Source organism: Nocardia lijiangensis NBRC 108240 (genome assembly GCF_001613045.1).
Taxonomy (GTDB): Bacteria; Actinomycetota; Actinomycetes; order Mycobacteriales; family Mycobacteriaceae; genus Nocardia; species Nocardia lijiangensis.
In genome coordinates this window covers 37,161-63,935 of the sequence record NZ_BDBP01000016.1, presented here as the reverse complement: position 1 = coordinate 63,935, position 26,775 = coordinate 37,161, and the positions used below count along the sequence as shown (strand labels likewise).

Genomic DNA, 26,775 nt, shown 5'->3' with positions numbered 1-26,775 from the left:
TTTCGTCGACGAGTCACGGTGACCGTAGGAAGAGCTGGAACAATAATGACGAAGCCCGACGACAATACTCAGAAGCTCGCTCAGGCGTTGCGCGTCTCACTCAAAGAGACCGAGAGGTTGCGCGCCCGCAACCGCAAGCTCGACGCAGCCCTTCGCGAACCTATTGCGATTGTGGGTATGGCGTGTCGTTATCCGGGTGGTGTCGGCTCTCCCGAGGACCTCTGGCGGTTGGTCTCGGACGGGACCGACGCGACGTCGGGGTTCCCCGAAAATCGGGGCTGGGATACCGAACGTCTCTACGATCACACCGGCGAGACGCCGAACAGCACCTATACCCGTGAGGGTGGATTCCTGCATTCTGCCGGCGAGTTCGATCCGGCGTTCTTCAATATCAGTCCCAACGAAGCCGCGCTGATGGATCCGCAGCAGTTTCTGCTGCTGGAGACCTCATGGGAGGCGTTCGAGCGGGCCGGCGTCGATCCCGGCTCGCTGAAGGGAAGCCGGACCGGTGTGTGGGTCGGCATGATGTATCACGACTATCCGGCCAATGCGAATTCGGGATCTATCGCGTCCGGGCGAGTGTCGTATGTGTTCGGTCTGGAAGGGCCCTCGGTCACCGTGGACACGGCGTGTTCATCGTCTTTGGTGGCAATGCATTCGGCTGCGGCGTCGTTGCGGTCGGGGGAGTGCGATCTGGCATTGGCCGGTGGTGTGGCGGTGATGGCCACGCCGGAGACCTTCGTGGAGTTCAGTCGCCAGCGCGGGCTGGCCCCGGACGGGCGGTGCAAGTCCTTCGCCGATGCCGCCGATGGGGTGGGCTGGTCGGAAGGTGTCGGCGTACTGGTGTTGGAGCGGTTGTCCGACGCGCAGCGCAACGGTCACCAGGTTCTTGCGGTGATCACTGGTTCGGCGGTGAATCAGGATGGTGCGTCGAATGGTTTGACCGCGCCGAACGGTCCGTCGCAGCGGCGGGTGATTCGGGCGGCGTTGGCGAATGCCGGGGTGTCCCCTGGCGAGGTGGACGTGGTCGAAGCTCACGGCACCGGTACCACCTTGGGTGATCCGATCGAAGCCCAAGCGCTGCTTGCTACCTACGGGCAGGACCGTGATGCGGATCGTCCCTTGTGGTTGGGGTCGTTGAAGTCCAACATCGGTCATTCCCAAGCCGCGGCGGGTGTGGGTGGTGTGATCAAGATGGTGATGGCGATGCGGCACGGTGTGCTGCCCCAGACCCTGCATGTCGATCAGCCCAGTACCAAGGTCGACTGGACCGAAGGCCATATCCGGTTGCTGACCGAGCAGGTGGCGTGGCCGGTGGTGGATCGGCCGCGTCGTGCCGGTGTCTCGTCCTTCGGTATCAGCGGCACGAATGCTCACGTCATCGTGGAAGAGGCCCCCGCGACCGAGCCGGTGGTGGGTCAGGCTTCGGTGCCGGTGGTGAAGACTGTCCCGGCCGGTGGGTTGCTGCCGTGGGTGGTTTCGGCGCGTGGTGGTGCGGCTCTTGCGGGTCAGGCCGTCCGTTTGGCGTCTCATGCGGGTGAGCACGATCTGGATCCGGTGGATGTCGGTCTCTCGCTGGTCTCCACGCGTGCTGCTTTCGAGCATCGCGCTGTTGTCGTGGCCGATAGCCGTGATGGTCTGCTGGCGGGAGCGCGGGCGCTGGGTCGCGCCGAAACCATTCCCGGTGTGGTGACCGGTCGTGTGCTGCCGGGTTCGACGGGTGTGGTGTTTTCCGGTCAGGGTGCGCAGTGGGCGGGTATGGCTGCTGAGCTGCGTGGTGCGTATCCGGTGTTCGCCGAGGCTTTCGATGCGATCGTCGCTGAGCTGGATCCGTTGCTGGGGCAGTCGGTTTCGCTGAGCGTGGCGTTGGCCGACGATGATCTGGTCGATCGGACGGTGTTCGCGCAGGCGGGTTTGTTCGCGTTCGAGGTGGCGTTGTTCCGGCTGCTCGAGTCGTGGGGCGTGCGTGCGGATGTGGTGGCCGGTCATTCGATCGGTGAGGTGGCTGCTGCGCATGTGGCGGGTGTGTTGTCGTTGGCGGATGCGTGTGTGCTCGTGGCGGCGCGTGGCCGGTTGATGCAGGCGCTGCCCACGGGTGGGGCGATGGTCGCCGTGGGTGCTTCGGAGACCGACGTGCTCCCGCTACTGGCTGATGGCGTATCGATCGCGGCGGTCAACGGTCCGGCTTCGGTGGTGCTCTCCGGTGTCGAAGACGCGGTTGCCGCTGTTGTCGAGCTATGCGTAGAGCGTGGGTGGCGGACGCATCGGTTGCGGGTCTCGCACGCTTTCCATTCGGCGCTGATGGAGCCGATGCTGGCCGAATTCGCTTCGGCGATCGAGGGTTTGGCGTTTGCTCGCCCGAACATCCCGCTGATCTCCACGGTGACCGGTGTCCGGATCGTTGAGGAGATGTCCGATCCGTCGTACTGGGCTGGTCAGGTCCGGGACACGGTGCGGTTCGCCGATGCGGTCGCCGCGATGGCGGGTATGGGAGTTTCCCGGTTCGCCGAGGTCGGTCCCGATGCCGTCCTGACCCCGATGGTCGCCCAGACTCTCGACGACGGGGCTGCCGCGGTGGTGGCGCTGGCGCGTCGAAACCATGCCGATCCGTCCACGGTGCTGGGCGGGGTGGCCGGGTTGTTCGTCTCCGGCGCGGAGGTGGATTGGGCTGGTTTCTACGCTGATTCCGCGGGCCAGCGAATCGACTTGCCTACCTATGCCTTCCAGCACGAGCGTTTCTGGCTCGATGCCAAGCAAGTGCTGGCGCAGTCGTGGCTGGGAGCCGAGCTGGGTGGGGTCAGCTCGGCCGGGTTGGATGTGGTGGATCATCCGTTGCTGGGTGCGGTTGTGCCGCATCCGGATTCGGGTGGGGTGAGTTTCACCGGCCGGTGGTCGGTGGACTCCGTCGAGTGGCTGGCCGACCACAGTGTGCTCGGCACCGTGTTGCTGCCGGGAACCGGTTTTGTCGAGCTGGCCAGTTACGTCGGCGGTGTCCTGGGTTGTGCCTTGGTGGACGAGCTCGTCCTGCACGCCCCTTTGACGCTGCCAGCCGAGGGCAGTGTCTCGGTGCAGGTCGTGGTGGCCGCTGCTGACGAGGCTGATCGTCGTCGGCTGAGTGTCCATTCTCGGCAGGCGGGCGAGGGTCCGTGGGTGCTGCACGCCGAAGGTGTGCTTGCGCCGGGTGAGGTGGTGGCCGATTTCGACCTCGCCTCGTGGCCTCCCGCCGGTGCGCAGCCGATGCCCATCGACGGTGTCTATGACGAGCTGCTCGATGTCGGCTATGGATATGGCCCGTTCTTCCAGGGTTTGCGGGCGGCGTGGCAGCGCGGCGATGAATTGTTCGCCGAGGTCGCGCTGCCGGATCCGCAGGACGCCAACGGTTTCGGGATTCATCCGGCATTGTTCGACTCGGCGCTGCATGCCGGGATAGTTCATGGTCTGCGCGGTGGTGTCGAGGGTTTCCCGGCGCTGCCGTTCACCTGGAACCGAGTGGTGATGCACTCGGTCGGCGCTGCTGCGGTGCGGGTCCGCATCGTGCTTCAGGGCGACCGGTTCGCCGTGCAGGTGGCCGATGAGCAGGGCCACCCGGTGTTGTCGGTGGGGGCCTTGGTTTCTCGGCCGGTATCGGCTGAGCGCCTGAGCGCGGATCGGGTGTCGGAGGCCCTCTTCGGCGTGGAATGGGTTACTGTCCCGCCGCTGTCGGCGGGGGCAGTTGAACCGGCCCGTGTAGCGGTACTCGGTTGGGGCCAGAGTTCTGGCGGGGTGCGAGGCTACGATGATCTCCCGTCGTTGATCGCCGATCTGGACGCGACTTCCGACTCGGTTGTTCCTGACATCGTGTTGCTCGAGTGCCCCTCCCACAATGGTGCGGTGCCGGAGGCTGCGCGCCAGGTTGTCACCGGTGTTCTCGACACTGTTCAGGGCTGGCTGGCCGATAGTCGTTTCGCTGGTTCTCGTTTGGTCGTACTCACCGAACAAGCAGTGGCTGTTGCCGATTCGGAGCAGGTGGATCTGGGGCAGGCTCCGGTGTGGGGGCTGTTGCGTGCCGCGCAGGCCGAACACCCTGGTCGATTCCAGCTTCTCGACCTGGACCACCCCGACCTGGCCCAAGACCGTGACCCGGTCTCTGTCGCGACCGTGGCAACAGCTGCTGCGACGGAACCGGAAGCCGCGCTCCGTGGCACGACCCTGCTCGTGCCGCGGTTGACCCGCCACGCACCCGGCACGATCGTCCGGCTGTCCGAGCCTGGCACTGTGCTGATTACCGGTGGCACCGGTGGTCTGGGTGCGGTGATCGCTCGACATCTGGTGACCGAACACGGTGTGCGCCATCTGCTTTTGACGTCTCGGCGTGGCCCGGATGCCCCTGGCGCGGCTGAACTGCGTGACGATCTGCTCGAGCTCGGCGCGCAGGCGACCATCACCGCATGTGACGTGTCCGATCGGAACGCACTGGCGGCACTGCTGGAAACCATCCCGGCCCAGCATCCGCTGGTGGGTGTGGTGCACGCGGCCGGAACCGCCGACAACGGCGTGATCGAGTCGATCACGCCGGACCGGATCGACCATGTCTTCGGACCCAAGGTCGATGCGGCATGGCACCTTCACGAACTCACTCGTCAGCACTCGCTGTCCCTGTTCGTGCTGGTGTCTTCCGCGGGTGGGCTGGTGCTGGCCGCCGGCCAAGCCAACTACGCTGCTGCGAACGTCTTCCTCGATGCTCTTGCGGCGCATCGCCGCAGTCTGGGATTGCCTGCGACCTCTCTCGATTACGGGTTGTGGGCGCGATCGAGCGGGCTCGGCGTCGAACTGTCCGAGGACGACTTCGATCGGATGCGCAGGCAGGGCTTCCCTCCGCTGACCGAGGCTGACGGTCTGGCGCTGTTCGACTCCGCGATTGCCACTGATACCGCCCAGCTGGTGGCTTTGCGGATCGACCCGGCCGTGCTTCGCACCCGGGGCGAGCAGATACCGGCCCTGGTCCGCGCGATCGCACCGGTCCCGGTGCGCCGCCACGGTCGAACCCCGGCAGGTCAGGCATTTGCGCAGAAGCTGGCGGGTCTCTCTGACGCCGATCGCAAGAGCGCTCTGCTCGACCTGGTCCGATCGGTCGCTGCCGCTGTCCTCGGGCACGCTTCTCTCGATGCTGTCGAACCCCAGCATGCGTTCCAGCAGCTCGGGTTCGACTCTTTGAGGGCAGTCGAGTTCCGCAACAAGCTCAACACTGCGACGGGTCTGCAACTACCGGCCACCCTCGTCTTCGATCAGCCCAACCCGCAGATCGTTGCTGACTTCATCGATTCCCAGCTGACCGGCACAAATCAGGATATCGAGGTCACTGCCAGCAGAACTGTTGGCGACGACCCGATTGCGGTGGTGGCGATGAGCTGCCGCTACCCCGGTGGTGTCGCCTCGCCGGAGGATCTGTGGCGACTGGTCGTCTCGGGCATGGATACCACCGGTGAGTTGCCAGTGGATCGTGGCTGGGATATCGAAGGCATCTACGATCCGGAGCCCGGCAAGGCGGGGCGGACCTACACCCGTCAGGGTGGATTCCTCTATTCGGCGGCCGATTTCGATGCGGACTTCTTCGGGATCAGCCCCAACGAAGCCACGATGATGGATCCACAGCAGCGGTTGCTGTTGGAGGTCTCCTGGGAGGCGTTGGAGCGCGTCGGTGTGGATCCGGCTGTGCTGCACGGCAGTTCGACCGGTGTCTTCACCGGTGTGATGTACCACGACTACGCCCAGGGAACCGGCACCGGTAGCAGCACTGCCGGAAGTTTGGTCTCCGGTCGCATCGCCTACACGCTCGGGCTGGAAGGCCCAGCGGTGTCGGTGGATACGGCGTGCTCGTCGTCATTGGTGGCCCTGCATCTGGCCGCGCAGTCGTTGCGGTCGGGTGAGTGTGATCTGGCGTTGGCCGGTGGTGTGGCGGTGATGGCCACCCCGGATATGTTCCTCGAGTTCAGCCGTCAGCGGGGGCTGGCCCCGGACGGGCGGTGCAAGTCCTTCGCCGATGCCGCCGACGGTGTCGGCTGGTCCGAGGGCGCTGGAATGTTGGTGTTGGAGCGGTTGTCCGACGCCCGCCGCAATGGTCATGAAGTTCTCGCGGTGGTTGCTGGTTCGGCGGTGAATCAGGATGGCGCGTCGAATGGTTTCACCGCGCCCAACGGTCCGTCGCAGCGGCGGGTGATCCGTCAAGCCCTGGCGAATGCGGGGGTGTCGCCGGTCGAGGTCGATGTGGTCGAGGCCCACGGCACGGGTACCACGTTGGGTGATCCGATCGAAGCCCAAGCGCTGCTTGCTACCTACGGTCAGGACCGTGATGCGGATCGTCCGTTGTGGTTGGGGTCGTTGAAGTCCAACATCGGTCATTCCCAAGCCGCGGCGGGTGTCGGCGGTGTGATCAAGATGGTGATGGCGATGCGGCACGGTGTGCTGCCCCAGACCCTGCACGTCGATCAGCCCAGCACCAAGGTCGACTGGACCGAAGGCCATATCCGGTTGCTGACCGAGCAGGTGGCGTGGCCGGTGGTGGATCGGCCGCGTCGTGCCGGTGTGTCCTCGTTCGGCCTCAGCGGTACCAACGCTCACCTCATCGTCGAACAGGCCCCGACAGCTGACCCGTCTGCCGTGCCGGTGACCAAGACCGTCCCGGCCGGTGGAGTGCTGCCATGGGTGGTCTCGGCGCGCAGTGGCGAGGCGCTCGCTGAGCAGGCCAGGCGCCTGGCATCGCATATCGACGACGACCACGACTCGATCGACATCGGCTTCTCGCTAGTGACTTCGAGGGTGTTGTTCGACCACCGGGCCGTGGTGCTGTCACCCGAAGGCGATGGTCTGCGGGCCGGTACACAAGCGTTGGGTCGCGGCGAAACGATTCCGGGTGTGGTGTCCGGTCGTGTGGTGTCGGGTTCGACGGGTGTGGTGTTTTCCGGTCAGGGTGCGCAGTGGGCGGGTATGGCTGCCGTGCTGCGTGATGCGTATCCGGTGTTCGCCGCGGCTTTCGATGCGATCGTTGCCGAGTTGGATCCGCTGCTGGGGCAGTCGGTTTCGTTGACTGTGGCGTTGTCGTCCGAGGACCTGGTCGACCAGACAGTGTTCGCGCAGGCGGGTTTGTTCGCGTTCGAGGTGGCGTTGTTCCGGCTGCTCGAGTCGTGGGGCGTGCGTGCGGATGTGGTGGCCGGTCATTCGATCGGTGAGGTGGCTGCTGCGCATGTGGCGGGGGTGTTGTCGCTGTCGGATGCGTGCGTCCTGGTCGCCGCGCGTGGCCGGTTGATGCAGGCGCTGCCGACGGGTGGTGCGATGGTGGCTGTGGGTGCTTCGGAGGCCGACGTGCTGCCGATGCTGGCCGGTGGGGTGTCTATCGCTGCGGTCAATGGTCCGTCGTCGGTGGTGTTGTCCGGTGTCGAAGACGATGTCGTGGCTGTCGCTGATCGGTGTGCCGAGCGTGGATGGCGGACGCACAGGTTGCGGGTCTCGCATGCGTTCCATTCGGCGCTGATGGAGTCGATGCTGACCGAATTCGCTTCGGCGATCGAGGGTTTGGCGTTCGCTCGCCCGAACATCCCGCTGATCTCCACGGTGACCGGTGCCCGGATCGTCGAGGAGATGTCGGATCCGTCGTATTGGGTTGGTCAGGTTCGTGACACGGTGCGTTTCGCCGATGCGGTCGTCGCGATGGCGGGGATGGGCGTGGGCAGGTTCGCCGAGGTCGGGCCCGACGCGGTGCTTACCCCGATGATCGCCCAGACGCTCGACGAGCGCCATGCGGGCGCGGCTGCTTCGGCCTCTTCCGTGGTGGCCTTGGCGCGTCGAAACCATGCCGATCCGGTCACGGTGCTGAGCGGTTTGGCCGGGTTGTTCGTCTCCGGCGCCGAGGTGGACTGGGCCGGCTTCTACACCGGTACCGGGGCCCGGCGAATCGACTTGCCCACCTACGCTTTCCAGCATCGGCGTTATTGGATGCCCGAAGGGTCCGCCGGTAGTGGTGACGCTCGATCGATGGGTCTGATGGCTACCGGACATCCCTTGGTCTCCGCGGTGGTGTCGCAACCGGATTCCGACGTGGTCGCCGTCAGCGGCAGGTTGTCGCTGCGGACGCATCCGTGGCTGGCCGATCACAGGGTCATGGACACCGTGCTGTTCCCCGGCACCGGTTTGGTCGAACTCGCCCTGCACGCCGGGGAGCGAGTGGGCTGTTCGAGCCTGGATGAGCTGATTCTGCGGGCTCCGCTGGTGTTGCCGGAGTCGGCGGGCGTTGCGGTGCGTGTCGTCGTCGGCGGCGAGGACAGTGCGGGGCGTCGCGGGGTGCGGATCTTCTCCCGCCCCGATGATGGTGTCGATTCGGTGCCGTCGTGGACGTTGAACGCCGAAGGCGTGCTCGCACCGGAATTCGACCGCGCGGCTGCGGATCTGGTGCAGTGGCCGCCCGCCGGTGCGGTCGCCGTGGACATCGATGGGGTGTACGACTCTCTCGACGCGCAGGGTTACCACTACGGTCCGGTGTTCCAGGCGTTGCGGTCGGTGTGGCGCGGATCCGACGGGCTGCTCTATGCCGAGGTCGAATTGCCTGAGCAGACCCGAACCGAGGCGGAGCGTTTCGGTGTGCATCCGGCGTTGCTGGATGCGGCGTTGCATGCCTTGCGTTTTGCCGATGGCATGTCGGCGGACGGAACCGGTGTGGCGTTGCCGTTCGAGTGGTCCGGTGTCACGGTGCATGCGGCGGGTGCCGATGCGCTACGGGTTCGGCTGACTCGCGTCGGTGAGCACGGTGTTGCTCTGGATCTGGCGGACTCGACCGGTGCTGCGGTGGCGACGGTGCGGCATCTGGCTTCCCGGCCGATCGATCCCGCGCAGCTCACCACCGGTACACCCATTGCTCGCACTGCCGTGTTCGATGTCAGCTGGACACCGATCTCGGTGTCCGAGGGTGAGGTCGCCGCGGTTGCTTGGGCGGATCTCGGTGACGAGGTTCCCGCCGCGGTGGTGCTGGAGTGCCCGGCGGGTAATGATCCCGCCGCCGTCCATGCCGCGACCCATGATGTGCTGCGGGTGCTTCAGTCCTGGATTGCCGATCATCGGTTCGGCGCGTCGGTGCTCGTGGTCCGGACCAGTGGTGCGGTATCCGTTGCCGGGGAAGACATTACGAACCTGGCGGGCGCCGCCGTCGGTGGTCTGGTGCGTTCCGCCCAGGCGGAGAGCCCTGGCCGGATCGTGTTGATCGACACCGATTCCCACGATGCCGGGTCCGAACTCGATGCGCTGCTGGGTGGGATTCTGGCTGCGGAGGAACCGCAGGTGGCCGTGCGTGGCGGGCAGGTACACACAGCGCGACTCGCTCGAGTCGTCTCCACCGCCGCGACCGCTCCGGCGACCGACGCCTTCGACCCCGACGACACAGTTCTGATCACCGGTGCCAGCGGCTACCTCGGTGGGTTGTTCGCCCGCCACCTGGTCGACGCATATGGCGTGCGCCGTCTGTTGCTGTTGAGTCGGCGCGGTGAGTCTGCTCCCGGCACCACCGAGCTACGCGCGGAGTTGCAGCGTCTCGGGGCCGAGGCCGAGTTCGTCGCCTGCGATATCGCCGACCGTGGCGCGCTCGCCGAGGTGCTGGCGGGCGTGCCTGCCGGTCATCCACTCACGGGCGTGTTCCACATGGCCGGGGTGCTCGATGACGGTGCCATTGCTTCGCTGACCTCGGATCGGTTGGATGCGGTGCTGGGGCCCAAGGTCGATGCCGCCCTGCATTTGCACGAGCTGACAGCGGATCTGCCGTTGAAGGCGTTCGTGCTGTTCAGCTCGGTGGCCGGCTCGTTCGGAAACGCCGGTCAAGGCAACTATGCCGCTGCCAACGCGTGCCTGGACGCCCTGGCGGCACACCGCAGGGCATCCGGGCGCCGCGGCAAGTCTTTCGCCTGGGGTCCCTGGGGCGCGGACGGGGGTATGGCCGCAGAGCTCAGCGACGTCGACCGGCACCGCATGTCTCGTTCCGGCATGCTGCCATTGTCGAAGGAACAGGGCCTCGCGCTGTTCGATGCCGCGACAGGAACGGATACAGCCGCCCTCGTCCTTGCCCGTTTGGACCTGGATGCCATGCGCAGCGCGGGATTCGCCGCGCCCGCGCTGCTTTCCGCGCTGATCCCGCATCGCCGGAAGGCGGCTTCAGGCGCATCTACGGCGCTTCGCGCTCGTTTGGCGAACACTCCCGGCGGTGAACGTTTCGGTGTTCTCGTCGAGATCGTCCGTGGACAGGTCGCGGCGACTCTGGGACACCAGAACGCGAACGCGATTGCAGCGGACAAGGCCTTCGGTGAGCTGGGCTTCGATTCGATCACCGCTATCGAGTTCCGCAACGCCCTCAAGACCGTCACAGGCCTACACCTCCCCGCGACTCTGGTATTCGATTACCCGACACCACAGGCTTTGGCCGAATATCTGGCCGACGAGCTCACCGGCACGGGGCAGGACGTCGAGGTCGCTGTCAGCAGAACTGTTGGCGACGACCCGATTGCTGTGGTGGCGATGGCTTGTCGTTATCCCGGTGGTGTGGCCTCGCCGGAAGACCTGTGGCGGCTGGTTGTTTCGGGCGTTGATACCACCGGTGAGTTGCCGGTGGATCGTGGCTGGGATATCGAGGGCATCTACGATCCCGAACCCGGTAAGGCCGGTAAGACCTACACCCGTCAGGGTGGATTCCTCTATTCGGCGGGCGATTTCGATGCGGAGTTCTTCGGGATCAGCCCCAACGAAGCCGTGATCATGGATCCACAGCAGCGGTTGCTGCTGGAGACCTCATGGGAGGCGTTGGAGCGCGCCGGTGTCGATCCGGCTGTGCTGCGAGGCAGTTCGACCGGTGTCTTCACCGGCATGATGTATCACGATTACGCCCAGGGAACCGGTAACAGCGCTGCCGGGAGTTTGGTGTCCGGGCGAGTGTCGTATGTGTTCGGTCTGGAAGGGCCGTCGGTCACCGTGGACACGGCGTGCTCGTCATCGCTGGTGGCAATGCATCTGGCCGCACAGTCGTTGCGGTCGGGCGAATGTGATCTGGCGTTGGCCGGTGGTGTCGCGGTGATGGCGACACCGGAGATCTTTGTGGAGTTCAGTCGGCAGCGGGGGTTGTCCCCGGATGGGCGGTGCAAGTCGTTCGCCGATTCCGCCGATGGTGTCGGATGGTCCGAAGGCGCCGGTGTGCTGGTGTTGGAGCGGTTGTCCGACGCGCGCCGCAATGGTCATGAAGTTCTCGCGGTGATTGCTGGTTCGGCGGTGAATCAGGATGGTGCGTCGAATGGTTTGACGGCGCCCAATGGTCCGTCGCAGCGGCGTGTGATCCGGCAGGCTTTGGCGAATGCCAAGGTGTCGCCGGTCGACGTCGATGTGGTGGAAGCCCACGGCACCGGTACCACGTTGGGTGATCCGATCGAGGCACAGGCGCTGCTGGCGACGTATGGGCAGGATCGTGATGGGGATCGCCCGCTGTGGTTGGGGTCGTTGAAGTCCAATATCGGTCATGCTCAGGCCGCCGCGGGTGTGGGTGGTGTGATCAAGATGGTGATGGCGATGCGCCATGGCGTGCTGCCCCGAACGCTGCATGTCGATCAACCCAGCACCAAAGTCGATTGGACCCAAGGCCATATCCGGTTGCTGACCGAGTCGGTGGTGTGGCCGGAGGTGGATCGGCCGCGTCGTGCCGGTGTGTCCTCGTTCGGTATCGGCGGCACCAATGCTCACCTCATCCTGGAGCAGGCTCCGGTCGTGGAACCGGCGCCGGTGGACTCGGCGCCGGTGGTCGAGTCCGTTCCGGCTGTGTTGCCGTGGGTGGTTTCGGCGCGCAGCGGTGCGGCCCTTGCCGGTCAGGCCGGGCGTCTGGCGTCGTACGCGGACGATCACGACCTGAATCCGGTGGATGTGGGCTTCTCGCTGGCGTCCACGCGCGGTGTTTTCGAGCATCGGGCCGTGGTGCTGTCACCCGAGCGCGACGGTCTCTGGGCCGGCATACAAGCGTTGGGTCGTGGCGAAGCGATTCCGGGTGTGGTGTCCGGTCGTGTGGTGTCGGGTTCGACGGGTGTGGTGTTTTCCGGGCAGGGTGCGCAGTGGACAGGTATGGCTACTGAGCTGCGCGCGGCGTATCCGGTGTTCGCGGAGCATTTCGATGCGATCGTCGCCCAGCTGGATCCGCTGTTGGGACAGTCGGTTTCGCTGGGTGACGCGCTTTCGGGCGATGACTTGGTCGATGCGACGGTGTTCGCGCAGGCGGGTTTGTTCGCGTTCGAGGTGGCGTTGTTCCGGCTGCTCGAATCGTGGGGAGTTCGCGCGGATGTGGTGGCCGGTCATTCGATCGGTGAGGTGGCTGCCGCGCATGTGGCGGGGGTGTTGTCGCTCGGGGATGCGTGTGTGTTGGTGGCGGCGCGTGGCCGGTTGATGCAGGCGCTGCCCACTGGTGGGGCGATGGTGGCTGTGGGTGCCTCCGAGACCGAGGTGCGGGCGCTGCTGGCTGCTGGTGACGTGTCGGCCAGTGGGGTGTCGATCGCCGCGGTCAATGGTCCGTCGTCGGTGGTGTTGTCCGGTGTCGAAGACGATGTCGTGGCTTTCGCCGAGGTGTGTGCCGAACGTGGTTGGCGCACACACAGGCTGCGGGTTTCGCACGCTTTCCATTCGGCGTTGATGGAGCCGATGCTGGATGAGTTCGCTTCGGCGATCGCGAGTTCGGCGTTCGCCCGCCCGAGTATCCCGTTGGTGTCCACGGTGACCGGTGCCCGTGTCGAACACGAGATGTCGGATCCGTCGTATTGGGTGGGACAGGTCCGCGACACGGTGCGATTCGCCGATGCGGTCACCGCGATGGCGGGTTCGGGTGTGTCGAGGTTCGCCGAGATCGGACCCGACGCCGTGCTGACTCCGATGATCGCCCAGACTCTCGACGACGGGCAGGCGAGCGCGGGGGCTGCGGTGGCGGCTCCCACGGTGGTGGCGTTGGCGCGTCGAGACCATGCCGATCCGTCCACGGTGCTGGGCGGGTTGGCTGGATTGTTCGTGTCCGGCGCCGAGGTGGACTGGGCCGGTCTGTATTCCGGTACCGGTGCCGAGCGAATCGACTTGCCTACCTACGCCTTCCAGCGTCGACGCTATTGGATGACCGAAGGGCCCGCCGCCGGTGGTAATGCCCGGGCGATGGGTCTCGTCGCCACCGGGCACCCCTTGGTCTCGGTGGTCGTCTCGCAACCGGACTCCGACGCGGTAACTCTCACCGGCCGCCTATCGGTGCAGACGCACCCATGGCTGGCCGACCACACGGTTGTGGACACCGTGCTGTTCCCCGGTACGGGTTTGGTCGAACTCGCCTTGTACGCCGGAGAACAGGTCGGCTGCTCGACCCTCGAGGAACTGGTCCTACAAGCCCCACTGGCACTGCCGGAGTCCGCCGGACTCGCGGTGCGTGTTGTGGTCGGCGCCGAGGACGAGACCGGCCGTCGCGCGGTGCGGATCTTCTCCCGCCCCGATGATGGTGTCGATTCGGTGCCGTCGTGGACGCTGAACGCCGAAGGTGTGCTCTCGTCCGGAATCGACAGCGCGGCTGTGGATCTGGTGCAGTGGCCGCCCGCCGGTGCGGTCGCGGTCGATATCGATGGGGTTTACGACTCCCTCGATGCGCAGGGCTATCACTACGGTCCGGTGTTCCAGGCGTTGCGGTCGGTGTGGCGCGGATCCGACGGGCTGCTCTATGCCGAGGTCGAATTGCCTGAGCAGACCCGAACCGAGGCGGAGCGTTTCGGTGTGCATCCGGCGTTGCTGGATGCGGCGTTGCATGCCTTGCGTTTTGCCGATGGCATGTCGGCGGACGGAACCGGTGTGGCGTTGCCGTTCGAGTGGTCCGGTGTCACGGTGCATGCGGCGGGTGCCGATGCGCTACGGGTTCGGCTGACTCGCGTCGGTGAGCACGGTGTTGCTCTGGATCTGGCGGACTCGACCGGTGCTGCGGTGGCGACGGTGCGGCATCTGGCTTCCCGGCCGATCGATCCCGCGCAGCTCATGGCCGGCGCATCCGTCGTCGGTAATGCGTTGTTCCAGATCGGCTGGACACCGATCGCGGTGCGTGAAGCCGAAGTCACCGCGGTAGCGTGGGCGGAGCTCGGTGAGCAGGTTCCGCAGGTGGTGGTGTTGGAGTGCCCGACGGGTAATGATCCCGCCGCTATCCATGCTGCGACTCATGAGGTTCTCGAGGTATTGCAGTCCTGGATTGCGGGCAATCGATTCACCGAATCGGTGCTGGTAGTCCGGACCGGTGGTGCGGTATCGGTTGCCGGGGAAGATGTTACGAACTTGGCCGGTGCGGCTGTGTGTGGTCTGGTTCGTTCCGCTCAGGCGGAGAATCCTGGCCGGATCGTGCTGATCGACACCGATTCCGAACTCGACGGGCTGCTGGGCGGGATTGTCGCCGCGGCCGAACCGCTGGTGGCGGTGCGTGATGGGCAAGTACACATTGCGCGCGTCGACCGAATCTCCGCTCCGACGATCGCTTCAGCTGGGGGTTCCTCCGCGGCAGCTTCGGCTGTGAATTCGTCCTTCGGCCCGGACGATACTGTTCTGGTCACCGGTGCCAGCGGCTACCTGGGTGGGTTGTTCGCTCGGCACCTGGTCAACGCACATGGTGTGCGCCGACTTTTGCTGTTGAGCCGCCGCGGTGAATCCGCTTCCGGCGCTGCGGAGTTGCGGGCGGAGTTGCAGCGTCTCGGTGCCGAGGTCGGGTTCGTGGCTTGTGATGTCGCCGATCGCGGCGCGCTTGCGCAGGTGTTGGCCGAGGTGCCTTCCGGTCACCCGCTGACCGGTGTGTTCCACATGGCCGGTGTTCTCGACGACGGTGCGGTCGGTTCGTTGACCCCGGCCCGGATGGATGCCGTGTTGGGGCCCAAGGTCGATGCCGCCCTGCATCTGCACGAACTGACCGCCGATCTGCCGTTGAAGGCGTTCGTGCTGTTCAGCTCGGTGGCCGGCGCATTCGGAAACGCCGGTCAAGGCAACTATGCCGCTGCCAACGCGTGCCTGGATGCTCTCGCGGCACACCGCAGGGCATCCGGGCTCTGCGGCAAGTCTTACGCCTGGGGTGTATGGAGCATGGACGGGGGTATGGCCGCAGAACTCAGCGACCGGGACCGCCACCGCATGTCTCGCTCGGGTTTGCTGCCGCTCTCGGAGGAACAAGGCCTCGCGCTGTTCGATGCCGCGACAGAGTTGGACACAGCTGCCCCTCTCCTTGCCCGTTTCGACCTGGACGCGATGCGCAGTACGGGGTTCGCGGTGCCCGCACTGTTTTCTGCACTGATCCCGCATCGCCGCAAAGCGGCCTCGGGTGCTTTCACGGCGCTACGCGCTCGTTTGGCGAACACTTCCGACGGTGAACGTTTCGGTGTGCTCGTGGAGATCGTGCGTGGTCAGGTCGCGGCGATTCTGGGTCATCAGGACGCGAATGCGATTGCGGCGGACAAGGCCTTCGGTGAGTTGGGTTTCGACTCGCTCACCGCTATCGAGTTCCGCAACGCTCTCAAATCCGTGACAGGTCTGCGGCTGCCTGCGACGCTGGTGTTCGACTACCCGACACCGCAGGCTTTGGCGAAGTATCTGGCTGATGAGTTCGCAGGCACCAGCCGCGATGTCGAGGTTACTGCCAGCAGGGCTGTTGACGACGAGCCGATCGCTCTGGTCGGAATGGCCTGCCGTTACCCGGGTGGCGTCGCCTCGCCCGAAGACCTGTGGAATCTGGTCATGTCGGGCGTCGATACCATCGGTGAGTTGCCGATGGATCGTGGCTGGGACGTCGACGGTATCTACGATCCCGAACCCGGCAAGGCAGGCAAGACCTATACCCGCCGGGGTGGATTCCTGTACTCCGCAGCCGATTTCGATGCGGAATTCTTCGGGATCAGTCCCAACGAGGCCACGATGATGGATCCGCAACAGCGGCAACTACTGGAAACGACGTGGGAGGCGTTGGAGCGGGCCGGTGTGGATCCGGCTGTGCTGCGCGGCAGTTCGACCGGGGTGTTCACCGGTGTGATGTACCACGACTACGCCCAGGGGAGCGGCAGCAACGCTACCGGCAGTTTGGTGTCGGGTCGGATCGCCTACACGCTCGGGTTGGAAGGCCCGGCGGTGTCGGTGGATACGGCGTGTTCGTCATCGTTGGTGGCGATGCATCTGGCTGCGCAGTCGTTGCGGTCGGGTGAATGTGATCTGGCGTTGGCCGGTGGTGTGGCGGTGATGGCGACACCGGAGACTTTCGTGGAGTTCAGCCGTCAGCGAGGGTTGTCGCCGGACGGGCGGTGTAAGTCCTTCTCCGATACCGCCGATGGGGTGGGCTGGTCCGAGGGTGCCGGTGTGCTGGTGTTGGAGCGGTTGTCCGACGCTCAGCGCAACGGCCATCAGATTCTTGCGGTGATGGCCGGTTCGGCGGTGAATCAGGATGGTGCGTCGAATGGTTTGACCGCGCCGAATGGTCCTTCGCAGCGGCGGGTGATCCGTCAAGCCCTGGCGAATGCGGGGGTGTCGCCGGTCGAGGTGGATGTGGTGGAGGCCCACGGCACCGGGACCACCCTGGGCGATCCGATCGAGGCGCAAGCGTTGCTGGTCACTTACGGTCAGGACCGGGACCCGGATCGTCCGTTGTGGTTGGGGTCGTTGAAGTCCAATATCGGTCATGCTCAGGCCGCCGCGGGTGTGGGTGGTGTGATCAAGATGGTGATGGCGATGCGCCATGGCGTGCTGCCCCGAACGCTGCATGTCGATCAGCCCTCGACCAAGGTCGATTGGTCCGAGGGGCATGTGCGGTTGTTGACCGAGGCGGTCGAGTGGCCGGTGGCGGATCGGCCGCGTCGGGCTGGTGTGTCCTCGTTCGGGATCAGCGGCACCAACGCCCACGTCATCCTGGAACAGGCCCCGGTGGTGGAGCCTGCCTCGGTGCCGGTTGTGCGGACCGTCCCGGCTGTGCTGCCGTGGGTGGTTTCGGCACGCAGTAGGGATGCTCTTGCCGCTCAGGCTGATCGTTTGACATCGCGCGCGGGCGAGCACGATCCGATTGATATCGGTTTCTCGCTGGCGTCGGCGCGCAGTGTGTTCGAGCATCGCGGGGTTGTCGTGGCCGAAGGCCGTGACGATCTGCTGGCGGGTGTGCGGGCATTGGCTGCGGGCGTGCAGGCACCGGGTGTGGTGTCCGGTCGTGTGGTGTCGGGTTCGACGGGTGTGGTGTTTTCCGGTCAGGGTGCGCAGTGGGCGGGTATGGCTGCCGTGCTGCGTGGTGCGTATCCGGTGTTCGCCGCGGCTTTCGATGCGATCGTTGCCGAGCTGGATCCATTGCTGGGGCAATCGATTTCGCTGGGTGAGGCGTTGTCGTCCGAGCACGTGGTCGACCGGACGGTGTTCGCGCAGGCGGGTTTGTTCGCGTTCGAGGTGGCGTTGTTCCGGCTGCTCGAGTCGTGGGGCGTGCGTGCGGATGTGGTGGCTGGTCATTCGATCGGTGAGGTGGCTGCTGCGCATGTGGCGGGGGTGTTGTCGCTGTCGGATGCGTGTGTGTTGGTGGCGGCGCGTGGCCGGTTGATGCAGGCGCTGCCGACGGGTGGGGCGATGGTGGCTGTGGGTGCCCCGGAGACCGAGGTGCTGCCGCTGCTGGCCGGTGAGGTGTCGATCGCGGCGGTCAATGGTCCGTCGTCGGTGGTGTTGTCCGGTGTCGAAGACGATGTCGTGGCTGTCGCTGATCGGTGTGCCGAGCGTGGGTGGCGGACGCACAGGTTGCGGGTTTCGCATGCGTTCCATTCGGCGCTGATGGAGCCGATGCTGACCGAATTCGCTTCGGCGATCGAGGGTTTGGCGTTCGCTCGGCCGATTATCCCGCTGGTGTCCACGGTGACCGGTGCCCGGATCGTCGAGGAGATGTCGGATCCGTCGTATTGGGTTGGTCAGGTTCGTGACACGGTGCGGTTCGCCGATGCGGTCGCGACGATGGCAGGGATGGGTGTGGCCCGGTTCGCCGAGGCCGGGCCTGATGCGGTGTTGACTCCGATGATCGCGCAGATCGTGGATGACGAGCAGGTAGGCGCGGCTTCTGCCGTTGTGGCGCTGGCGCGTCGAAACCATGCCGATCGGCCCACGGTGTTGGGTGGCGTGGCAGCGCTGTTCGTCTCTGGTGCCGAGGTGGATTGGGCTGGTTTCTACGCTGATTCCGGGGCCCAGCGAATCGACTTGCCCACCTATGCCTTCCAGCACGAGCGTTTCTGGATCGATACCAGGCAGATGTTGGCGCAGTCCTGGCTGGCGGCCGAGCTGGGTGGGGTCAGCTCGGCCGGGCTGGATGCGGTGGATCACCCATTGCTGGGTGCGGTTGTGCCGCACCCGGATTCGGGTGGAGTGAGCTTCACCGGCCGGTGGTCGCTGGACTCCGTCGAATGGCTGGCCGACCACAGCGTGCTCGGTACCGTGCTGCTGCCCGGAACCGGACTTGTGGAGCTGGCCAGCTACGTCGGCGGCCTGTTGGGCTGCGGTGTGGTGGACGAGCTCGTTCTGCACACCCCGTTGACGATGTCGGCCGAGGGCAGTGTCTCGGTGCAGGTCGTGGTGGCCGCTGCTGACGAGGCTGGTCGTCAGCGGCTGAGTATCCATTCTCGGCAGGCGGGTGACGGTCCGTGGGTGCTGCACGCCGAAGGTGTGCTTGCGCCGGGTGATGTGGTGGCTGATTTCGACCTGATCTCGTGGCCTCCGGCTGGCGCGCAGCCGTTGCCCGTCGACGGTGTGTATGACGAGCTGCTCGAACTCGGGTACGGGTACGGCCCGTTCTTCCAGGGTTTGCGGGCGGCGTGGCAGCGTGGCGATGAGTTGTTCGCCGAGGTCGCTCTGTCGGATCCGCGGGACGCCGAGGGTTTCGGGATTCATCCTGCGCTGTTCGATTCTGCGTTGCATGCCGGGATAATTCATGGTCTTCGTGGCGGTGGTAGTGGCGCCCCTGCGCTGCCTTTCGCCTGGAACCGGGTGGTGTTGTACTCGGCCGGTGCTGCCGTAGCGCGGGTGCGCATTGTGCTTCGGGGCGATCGGTTCGCTGTGCAGATCGCCGACGAGCAGGGTCAACCTGTTCTGTCGGTGGGTGCCTTGGCTTCTCGGCCTGTGTCGCCTGAACGCCTGGGCGCGGGCCGGGTGTCGGAGGCCCTTTTCGGCGTGGATTGGGTCGCTGTTCCGCTGTCGTCGGCGGTGAGTGCCGAGCCGGGGCGTGTTGCGGTACTCGGTTCCGGCAAGGGTTCCGCCGACCAGAGTTCCGGTGAGGTGCGACGTAATGGTGATCTCGCGGCGTTGATCGCCGATCTGGATGCGACTCCCGACCTGGTTGTTCCTGAGATCGTGTTGCTCGAGTGCCCGCACCATGATGGTGCGCCGCCGGAGGCCGTGCGGCAGGTTGTGACCGGTGTTCTCGACACAGTTCAGCGGTGGCTGGCCGATTCTCGTTTCGCCGGTTCCCGTTTGGTTGTGCTCACCAGACGAGCTGTGTCCACTGCCGATTCGGACCAGGTCGATCTGGGGCAGGCGCCGGTGTGGGGGCTGTTGCGTGCCGCGCAGGCCGAACACCCGAGTCGATTCCAGCTCCTCGATCTGGATCAGGACCGTGACCCGATCTCCGTCGCGACCGCAGCGGCAGCTGGAGAACCGGAGGCCGCGCTACGCGGGACGACCCTGCTCGTGCCGCGCTTGACCCGCCACGCACCCGGCACGATTGCGCGGCTGTCCGAGCCTGGCACTGTGCTGATAACCGGCGGCACCGGTGGTCTGGGTGCGGTGATCGCTCGACATCTGGTGACCGAACACGGTGTGGGACATCTGCTTCTGACATCTCGGCGTGGACCGGATGCTGACGGCGCGGCTGAATTGTGTGCGGAGCTGGTCGAGCTCGGTGCGCAGGTGACCATCGCCGCGTGCGATGTGTCCGATCGGTCTGCGCTGGCGGCGCTGCTCGACTCCATTTCTGACCAGCATCCGCTGGTGGGTGTGGTGCACGCGGCCGGAACCGCCGACAACGGGCTGATCGAGTCGATCACGCCGGACCGGATCGACCATGTCTTCGGACCCAAGGTCGATGCGGCGTGGCACCTTCACGAACTCACCCTCGACCACTCGTTGTCGCTGTTCGTCCTGTTGTCGTCGGCGGGTGGATTGGTACTGGCTGCCGGCCAAGCCAACTACGCTGCCGCGAATGTCTTCCTCGATGCCCTTGCCGCACATCGTCACAGCCTGGGACTACCCGCGACCTCCCTCGATTACGGGATGTGGGCGAGATCGACCGCGCTCGGCGCCGAGCTCTCCGAGGACGCCTTCAACTGGATGCGCAGGCAGGGGTTCCCTCCGCTGACCGAGGCTGACGGTCTGGCGCTGTTCGACTCCGCGATAGCGACTGATACCGCCCAGCTGGTGGCTTTGCGGATCGACCCGGCCGTGCTTCGCACCCGGGGCGAGCAGATACCGGCCCTGGTCCGCGCGATCGCACCGGTCCCGGTGCGCCGCCACAGTCGAACCCCGGCAGGTCAGGCATTCGCGCAAAAGCTGGCCGGTCTCTCCGATACCGCTCGCAAGAGCGCTCTGCTCGACCTGGTCCGATCGGTTGCCGCCGACATCCTCGGGCACGCCTCCGTCGACGCTGTCGAACCCCAGCAAGCGTTCCAGCAGCTCGGGTTCGATTCTCTGGGCGCTGTCGAGTTCCGTAACAGGCTCAACGCTGCGACGGGTCTGCAATTGCCGGCCACTCTCATTTTCGATTACCCCAACGCGCAGATCGTTGCCGAGTTCATCGATTCCCAACTCACCGGTACCGGGGCTGTCGATGAACTCGCGATCAGTCGGGTACGAGCCGACGACGAGCCGATCGCGGTGGTGGCGATGAGCTGCCGCTATCCGGGTGGTGTCGTCTCGCCCGAAGACCTGTGGAATCTGGTCACCTCGGGTATCGATACCACAGGCGAGATGCCGGTGGATCGTGGCTGGAACATCGACGGTATCTACGACCCCGAACCTGGTAGGGCGGGCAAGACCTATACCCGTCAGGGTGGGTTCTTGTATTCGGCAGCGGAATTCGATGCGGACTTCTTCGGGATCAGTCCGAACGAGGCCACGGGGATGGATCCGCAGCAGCGGTTGCTGTTGGAGGTCTCGTGGGAGGCGTTGGAGCGGGCCGGTGTGGATCCGGCTGTGCTGCGTGGCAGTTCGACCGGGGTGTTCACCGGTGTGATGTACCACGATTACGCGCAGGGCACTGGTAGCAGCGCCGGCGGTAGTTTGGTGTCGGGTCGGATCGCCTACACGCTGGGGTTGGAAGGCCCGGCGGTGTCGGTGGATACGGCGTGTTCGTCATCGTTGGTGGCGATGCATCTGGCTGCGCAGTCGTTGCGGTCGGGTGAGTGTGATCTGGCGTTGGCCGGTGGTGTCGCGGTGATGGCCACCCCGGAGATGTTCCTCGAGTTCAGCCGTCAGCGGGGTTTGGCTCCGGATGGGCGGTGCAAGTCGTTCGCCGATGCCGCCGATGGTGTGGGCTGGTCCGAGGGCGCTGGAATGTTGGTGTTGGAGCGGTTGTCCGACGCGCGCCGTAATGGTCATGAAGTTCTTGCGGTGGTTGCGGGTTCGGCGGTGAATCAGGATGGTGCGTCGAATGGTTTGACTGCTCCGAATGGTCCTTCGCAGCGGCGGGTGATCCGTCAAGCCCTGGCGAATGCGGGGGTGTCGCCGGTCGAGGTCGATGTGGTCGAGGCGCACGGCACCGGCACCACCCTCGGGGACCCGATCGAGGCCCAAGCGCTGCTGGCCACTTACGGTCAGGACCGGGACCCGGATCGTCCGTTGTGGTTGGGGTCGTTGAAGTCCAATATCGGTCATGCTCAGGCCGCCGCGGGTGTGGGTGGTGTGATCAAGATGGTGATGGCGATGCGCCATGGCGTGCTGCCCCGAACGCTGCATGTCGATCAGCCCAGTACCAAGGTCGACTGGACCGAGGGGCATATCCGGTTGCTGACCGAGCAGGTGGCGTGGCCGGAGGTGGATCGGCCGCGTCGGGCTGGTGTGTCCTCGTTCGGGATCAGCGGCACGAATGCTCACGTCGTCATCGAGCAGGCCCCGACGCCGGTGGCGCCTCCGGAGCCGGTGGGCAAGACTGTCCCGGCCGGTGGCGTGCTGCCGTGGGTGGTTTCGGCGCGTAGCGGTGCGGCTCTTGCCGGACAGGCTGCCCGGCTGGCATCGCATGTCGTCGATCACGACCTCGATCCGGTCGACGTCGGTTTCTCGATGGCGTCCACGCGTGCTGTGTTCGAGCATCGCGCGGTTATCGTCGCCGACAACCGCGATGGTCTGCTCGAGGGTGCGCGGGCGTTGGCCGCCGGCGTGCAGGCACCGGGTGTGGTGTCCGGTCGTGTGGTGTCGGGTTCGACGGGTGTGGTGTTTTCCGGGCAGGGTGCGCAGTGGACAGGTATGGCTACTGAGCTGCGTGGTGCGTATCCGGTGTTTGCCGAGCACTTCGATGCGATCGTTGCCGAGTTGGATCCGTTGCTGGGGCAATCGGTTTCGCTGAGCGTGGCGTTGGCCGACGAGGCTCTGGTCGATCGGACGGTGTTCGCTCAGGCGGGTTTGTTCGCGTTCGAGGTGGCGTTGTTCCGGCTGCTCGAATCGTGTGGAGTCCGTGTGGATGTGGTGGCTGGTCATTCGATCGGTGAGGTGGCTGCTGCGCATGTGGCGGGGGTGTTGTCGCTGTCGGATGCGTGCGTCCTGGTCGCCGCGCGTGGCCGGTTGATGCAGGCGCTGCCGACGGGCGGGGCGATGGTGGCTGTCGGTGCTTCGGAGGCCGACGTGCTGCCGCTGCTGGCCGGTGAGGTGTCGATCGCGGCGGTCAACGGTCCGGCTTCGGTGGTGCTCTCCGGTGTCGAGGACGCTGTCGCCGCTGTCGTCGAGGCGTGCATCGCGCGTGGTTGGCGGACGCATCGGTTGCGAGTCTCGCACGCTTTCCATTCGGTGTCGATGGAGCCGATGCTGGCCGAATTCGCCACGGCGATCGATGGTTTGGCGTTCAGTCGCCCGAACATCCCATTGGTGTCCACGGTGACCGGTACCCAGATCGTCGACGAGATGTCGGATCCGTCGTATTGGGTCGGTCAGGTCCGGGACACGGTGCGCTTCGCCGATGCGGTCGCCACGATGGCAGGCATGGGTGTGACCCGGTTTGCGGAGGTCGGGCCCGATGCGGTGCTTACCCCGATGATCGTCCAGACCCTCGACACCGCGACCACAATCGCTCTGACCAGACGAAACAACGCGGATCCCGCGACCATGCTGACGGGTCTCGCCCGGTTGCACGTCACAGGTTCGGCGGTGGATTGGACGAGCTACTACGCCGGCACCGGAGCCACGAAGGTAGACCTACCGACATACAACTTCCAGCGCCGCCGCTTCTGGGTCACGGGCCCGCTGCACACAGGCGGGGCACATGCGCTCGGTCTGCGGTCCACCGAGCACCCCATGCTGGGCGCATTGATGGCGCAGCCGGAGAGTGGGGGCGCCAGATTCAGCGGCCGCCTGTCCACGGTCACCCATCCCTGGCTGGCCGATCACGACGTGCTCGGTACCGTTCTGCTGCCCGGCACCGGATTCGTCGAGCTGGCCGTTTACGCCGGAGGCCAGGTCGACTGTCCGGAACTGGAGGAGCTCACTCTTCTCGCGCCGCTCGTGCTCCAGGGGCATGGCGGAGTACAGATCCAGGTGATCGTCGGTGACGGTGACGAGTCCGGTCGCCGACGGCTCGACATCTACTCGCGCCATGACGAGGACGATCCGTCGGTCCCGTGGGCGCACCATGCGCAAGGCGCCGTGAGCCCGAGCAGAGAGTCCGACGAACCGGAAGTCTTGGCCGACTTCGCTCAGTGGCCACCGGCCGGTGCTTCCGAGGTCGGTTTGGCAGGCGCTTACGACGAACTCGCCGACAACGGATACAACTACGGGCCGGCTTTCCAAGGGCTGGTAGCACTTTGGCGCCGGGGCGAGGATCTCTTCGCGGAGATTGCTCTGCCCGAGCAGACCGCTACCCAGGGCTATGGCATACATCCGGCACTGCTCGATGCGGCCATGCACGCACTGCCCTTCGGTCTTCGGCAGGGCGTGGACGAGGACACCGAGCGGCCGACCCTCGTTCCCTTCGCTTGGTCTTCGGTGCGTTTGCACGCCGACGGTGCCCGGCGGGTGCGGGTTCGGTTGACCTGGTCGGATCAGGGGACAGTTGCCCTGGCGATGGCCGATTCCAGTGGCGCGCCACTGCTTTCCGTAGGGTCCCTCGCGTTGCGCCCGTTGTCCGCCGACCTGCTCTCGGCCGCGACCCGGTCTTCGCGGGACTCGCTGTACGAGGTCACTTGGCGGCCCGGTCCGGAGCTGCGATCCGCGGCAGGCGTCTCCTGGGCCGAGTGGGGTGCGGCGGAGTCGGCCTCGGTCTTGCTCTTCCGGCCCCCGGTCGACGGCGTGGAAGTGCCGGTCCGGCTGCGCACGGCCTTGCACCGCACGCTCGGCGTCATCCAGGAGTTCGCGCGCGAAGAACGCTATGCCGCAAGCACTCTGGCGGTGATCACCGACTCCACCGACCCGGCCGCGGCCGCGGTGTGGGGTCTGGTGCGCGCCGCTCAGGCGGAGAACCCAGGGCGGATCGTGCTCATCGATGCTCACGCGGAGACAGCGACGGATCATCTTGTCGCCGCGGCGATGTCGGGCGAACCGGAACTGGCTGTCCACGCGGATGGGGCACGGGTGCCGCGGCTCACTCGTGCCGCGTCGCCCGAATCGGAGCGGCAGGCACCCTGGGATTCCGGGCGGACCGTGCTGATCACCGGTGGTACCGGCGGGATCGGTAGCCACCTCGCCAAGCACCTGGTGAACGCGCACGGTGTGCGACACCTGCTGCTGGCCGGCAGGCGCGGACCAGCCGCCGCCCAGGATCTCATCGAGGAACTCGATGCTCTCGGCGCCCAGGTTCGCGTAGCTGCCTGCGATGTCACGGACCGTGATGCGCTGCGAGACCTGCTGGCCTCGATACCCGCGGAGCATCCGCTGGGCGCGATCGTTCACGTGGCTGGCGTTGCCTACAACGGGCTGGTCGATACCTTGACGCCGGAGCAGATCGACTACTCCCTCGGTGCCAAGGCCGACGCCGCCTGGTATCTGCACGAGCTCACCCGTGAAGCCGGGCTGTCCGCCTTCGTGATGATCTCCTCGGTGGCAGGCTTGATACTGCCCGCAGGTCAGGGCGGCTATGCGGCGGCCAATCTGTTCCTCGACGCGCTCGCGACCCACCGTCGTGTCGCAGGTTTGCCGGCCACCTCGCTCGCCTATGGTCTGTGGGACATCGAAACCGGACTCTCGCAGTGGCTCAGCGAGGCCGACCGGCAGCGTATGCGCCGCCAAGGTCTGCCGCCACTGGCTGCCGACAAGGCGCTCGAGCTGTTCGACGCGGCATTGTCCACGGACCGTCCGGTGCACGTTCCGGTCGAGATCGACCTTGCCACGTTGCGTGCTCAGGACGCGGTGCCCGCGCTGCTGCGCGACTTGGCCAAGCGGACCGGGCGGCGGCAGAGCGCTGGAACACAGGATGCGGGTGCGGTCCGCAGACGACTGGCACAGCTGTCCGAGTCAGAACAGGAACAGTGGCTCCTGGCGCACATCCTCGAGAACGCGGCGAGACTGCTGGGACATGAGAGCGCTGAGGCACTCGACCCCGAGCGGGACTTCCTCGAATCGGGGTTCGACTCCCTGGCTGCCATGGAGTTGCGAACCGCCCTCAACGCTTCCACCGGCCTGACGCTGCCGACGGCCGCGATCTTCGATCACAAAACGCCGGCGGCACTGGCCCGATATCTGCAGAAGGAGCTCACCGCAGACTCACGAACCGATCACGAACCCGGTGGTGCGGACGACTCGTTGTACGGGATGTTCCGTGGCGCGGTAGCGTCCGGCCAAGCCGACAAGGGTTTCGCTTTGTTGCGGGCGGCGGCGGAGCTGCGCGAGCAGTTCTCGTCGGCCCACGAACTGGATCGACTGCCGGTGCCCACGCGGCTCGCCACGGGTTCCACCCTGCCACGCATCATTTGCCTCGCTCCGCCTCTGGCCACCGGCGGCGCACATCAGTACGCCCGGATCGCATCGCACTTGCGAACTGCCCGTGACGTTTTGGCGCTGCCGCCGATCGGTTGCCGGACGGGAGAGCCACTGCCGACGACGCCGACGGCGGCCGCGGAAGCAGTGGCGCGCTCCGTCCTCGAGGCGGCGCAGGGAGATCCGTTCGTGCTGGTCGGATACTCCTCGGGCGGCCTGTTGGCCTACCTCGTCGCCGAGCACCTGGAAGCGGCTGGTGGCCCAGCGCCCGCCGCGGTGGTCATGGTGGACACCTACAAGGTGAACGACGACAGTGAATGGCTGCTTCGGGCGATGTTCGAACACATGGTGTCGGCGGAGGCTACGTTCGGTCGCTTCGACCAGGCCAGGCTGACCGGGATGGGCCGGTACGTGCAGCTCCTGAAGGAGATGGTGCCCGGCTCCGTCGCCACGCCGACGTTGTTCATCCAGTGCGCCCAGAACTTCCTGGGGAGCTCATCGGATCGCGTGAACTGGCAGGCCGAACCGTGGGATTCGACGCATACCGTTGTTTCGGTACAGGCTGACCACATCACGATCCTGGAGGACGGCTCTGCGGATGTCGCCGAAGCGATCGAGGATTGGCTCGAGAGCTAG

The 26,775-nt window shown here is 65.9% G+C and carries 1 protein-coding gene; it reads left to right on the top strand.

Translation table 11 applies throughout. The features are described from left to right. The first annotated feature begins 18 nt into the window (after positions 1 to 18). Positions 19 to 26,775, top strand: coding sequence for an SDR family NAD(P)-dependent oxidoreductase (locus tag NL1_RS39290; protein ID WP_444980014.1), 26,757 nt, complete (start codon positions 19 to 21; stop codon positions 26,773 to 26,775).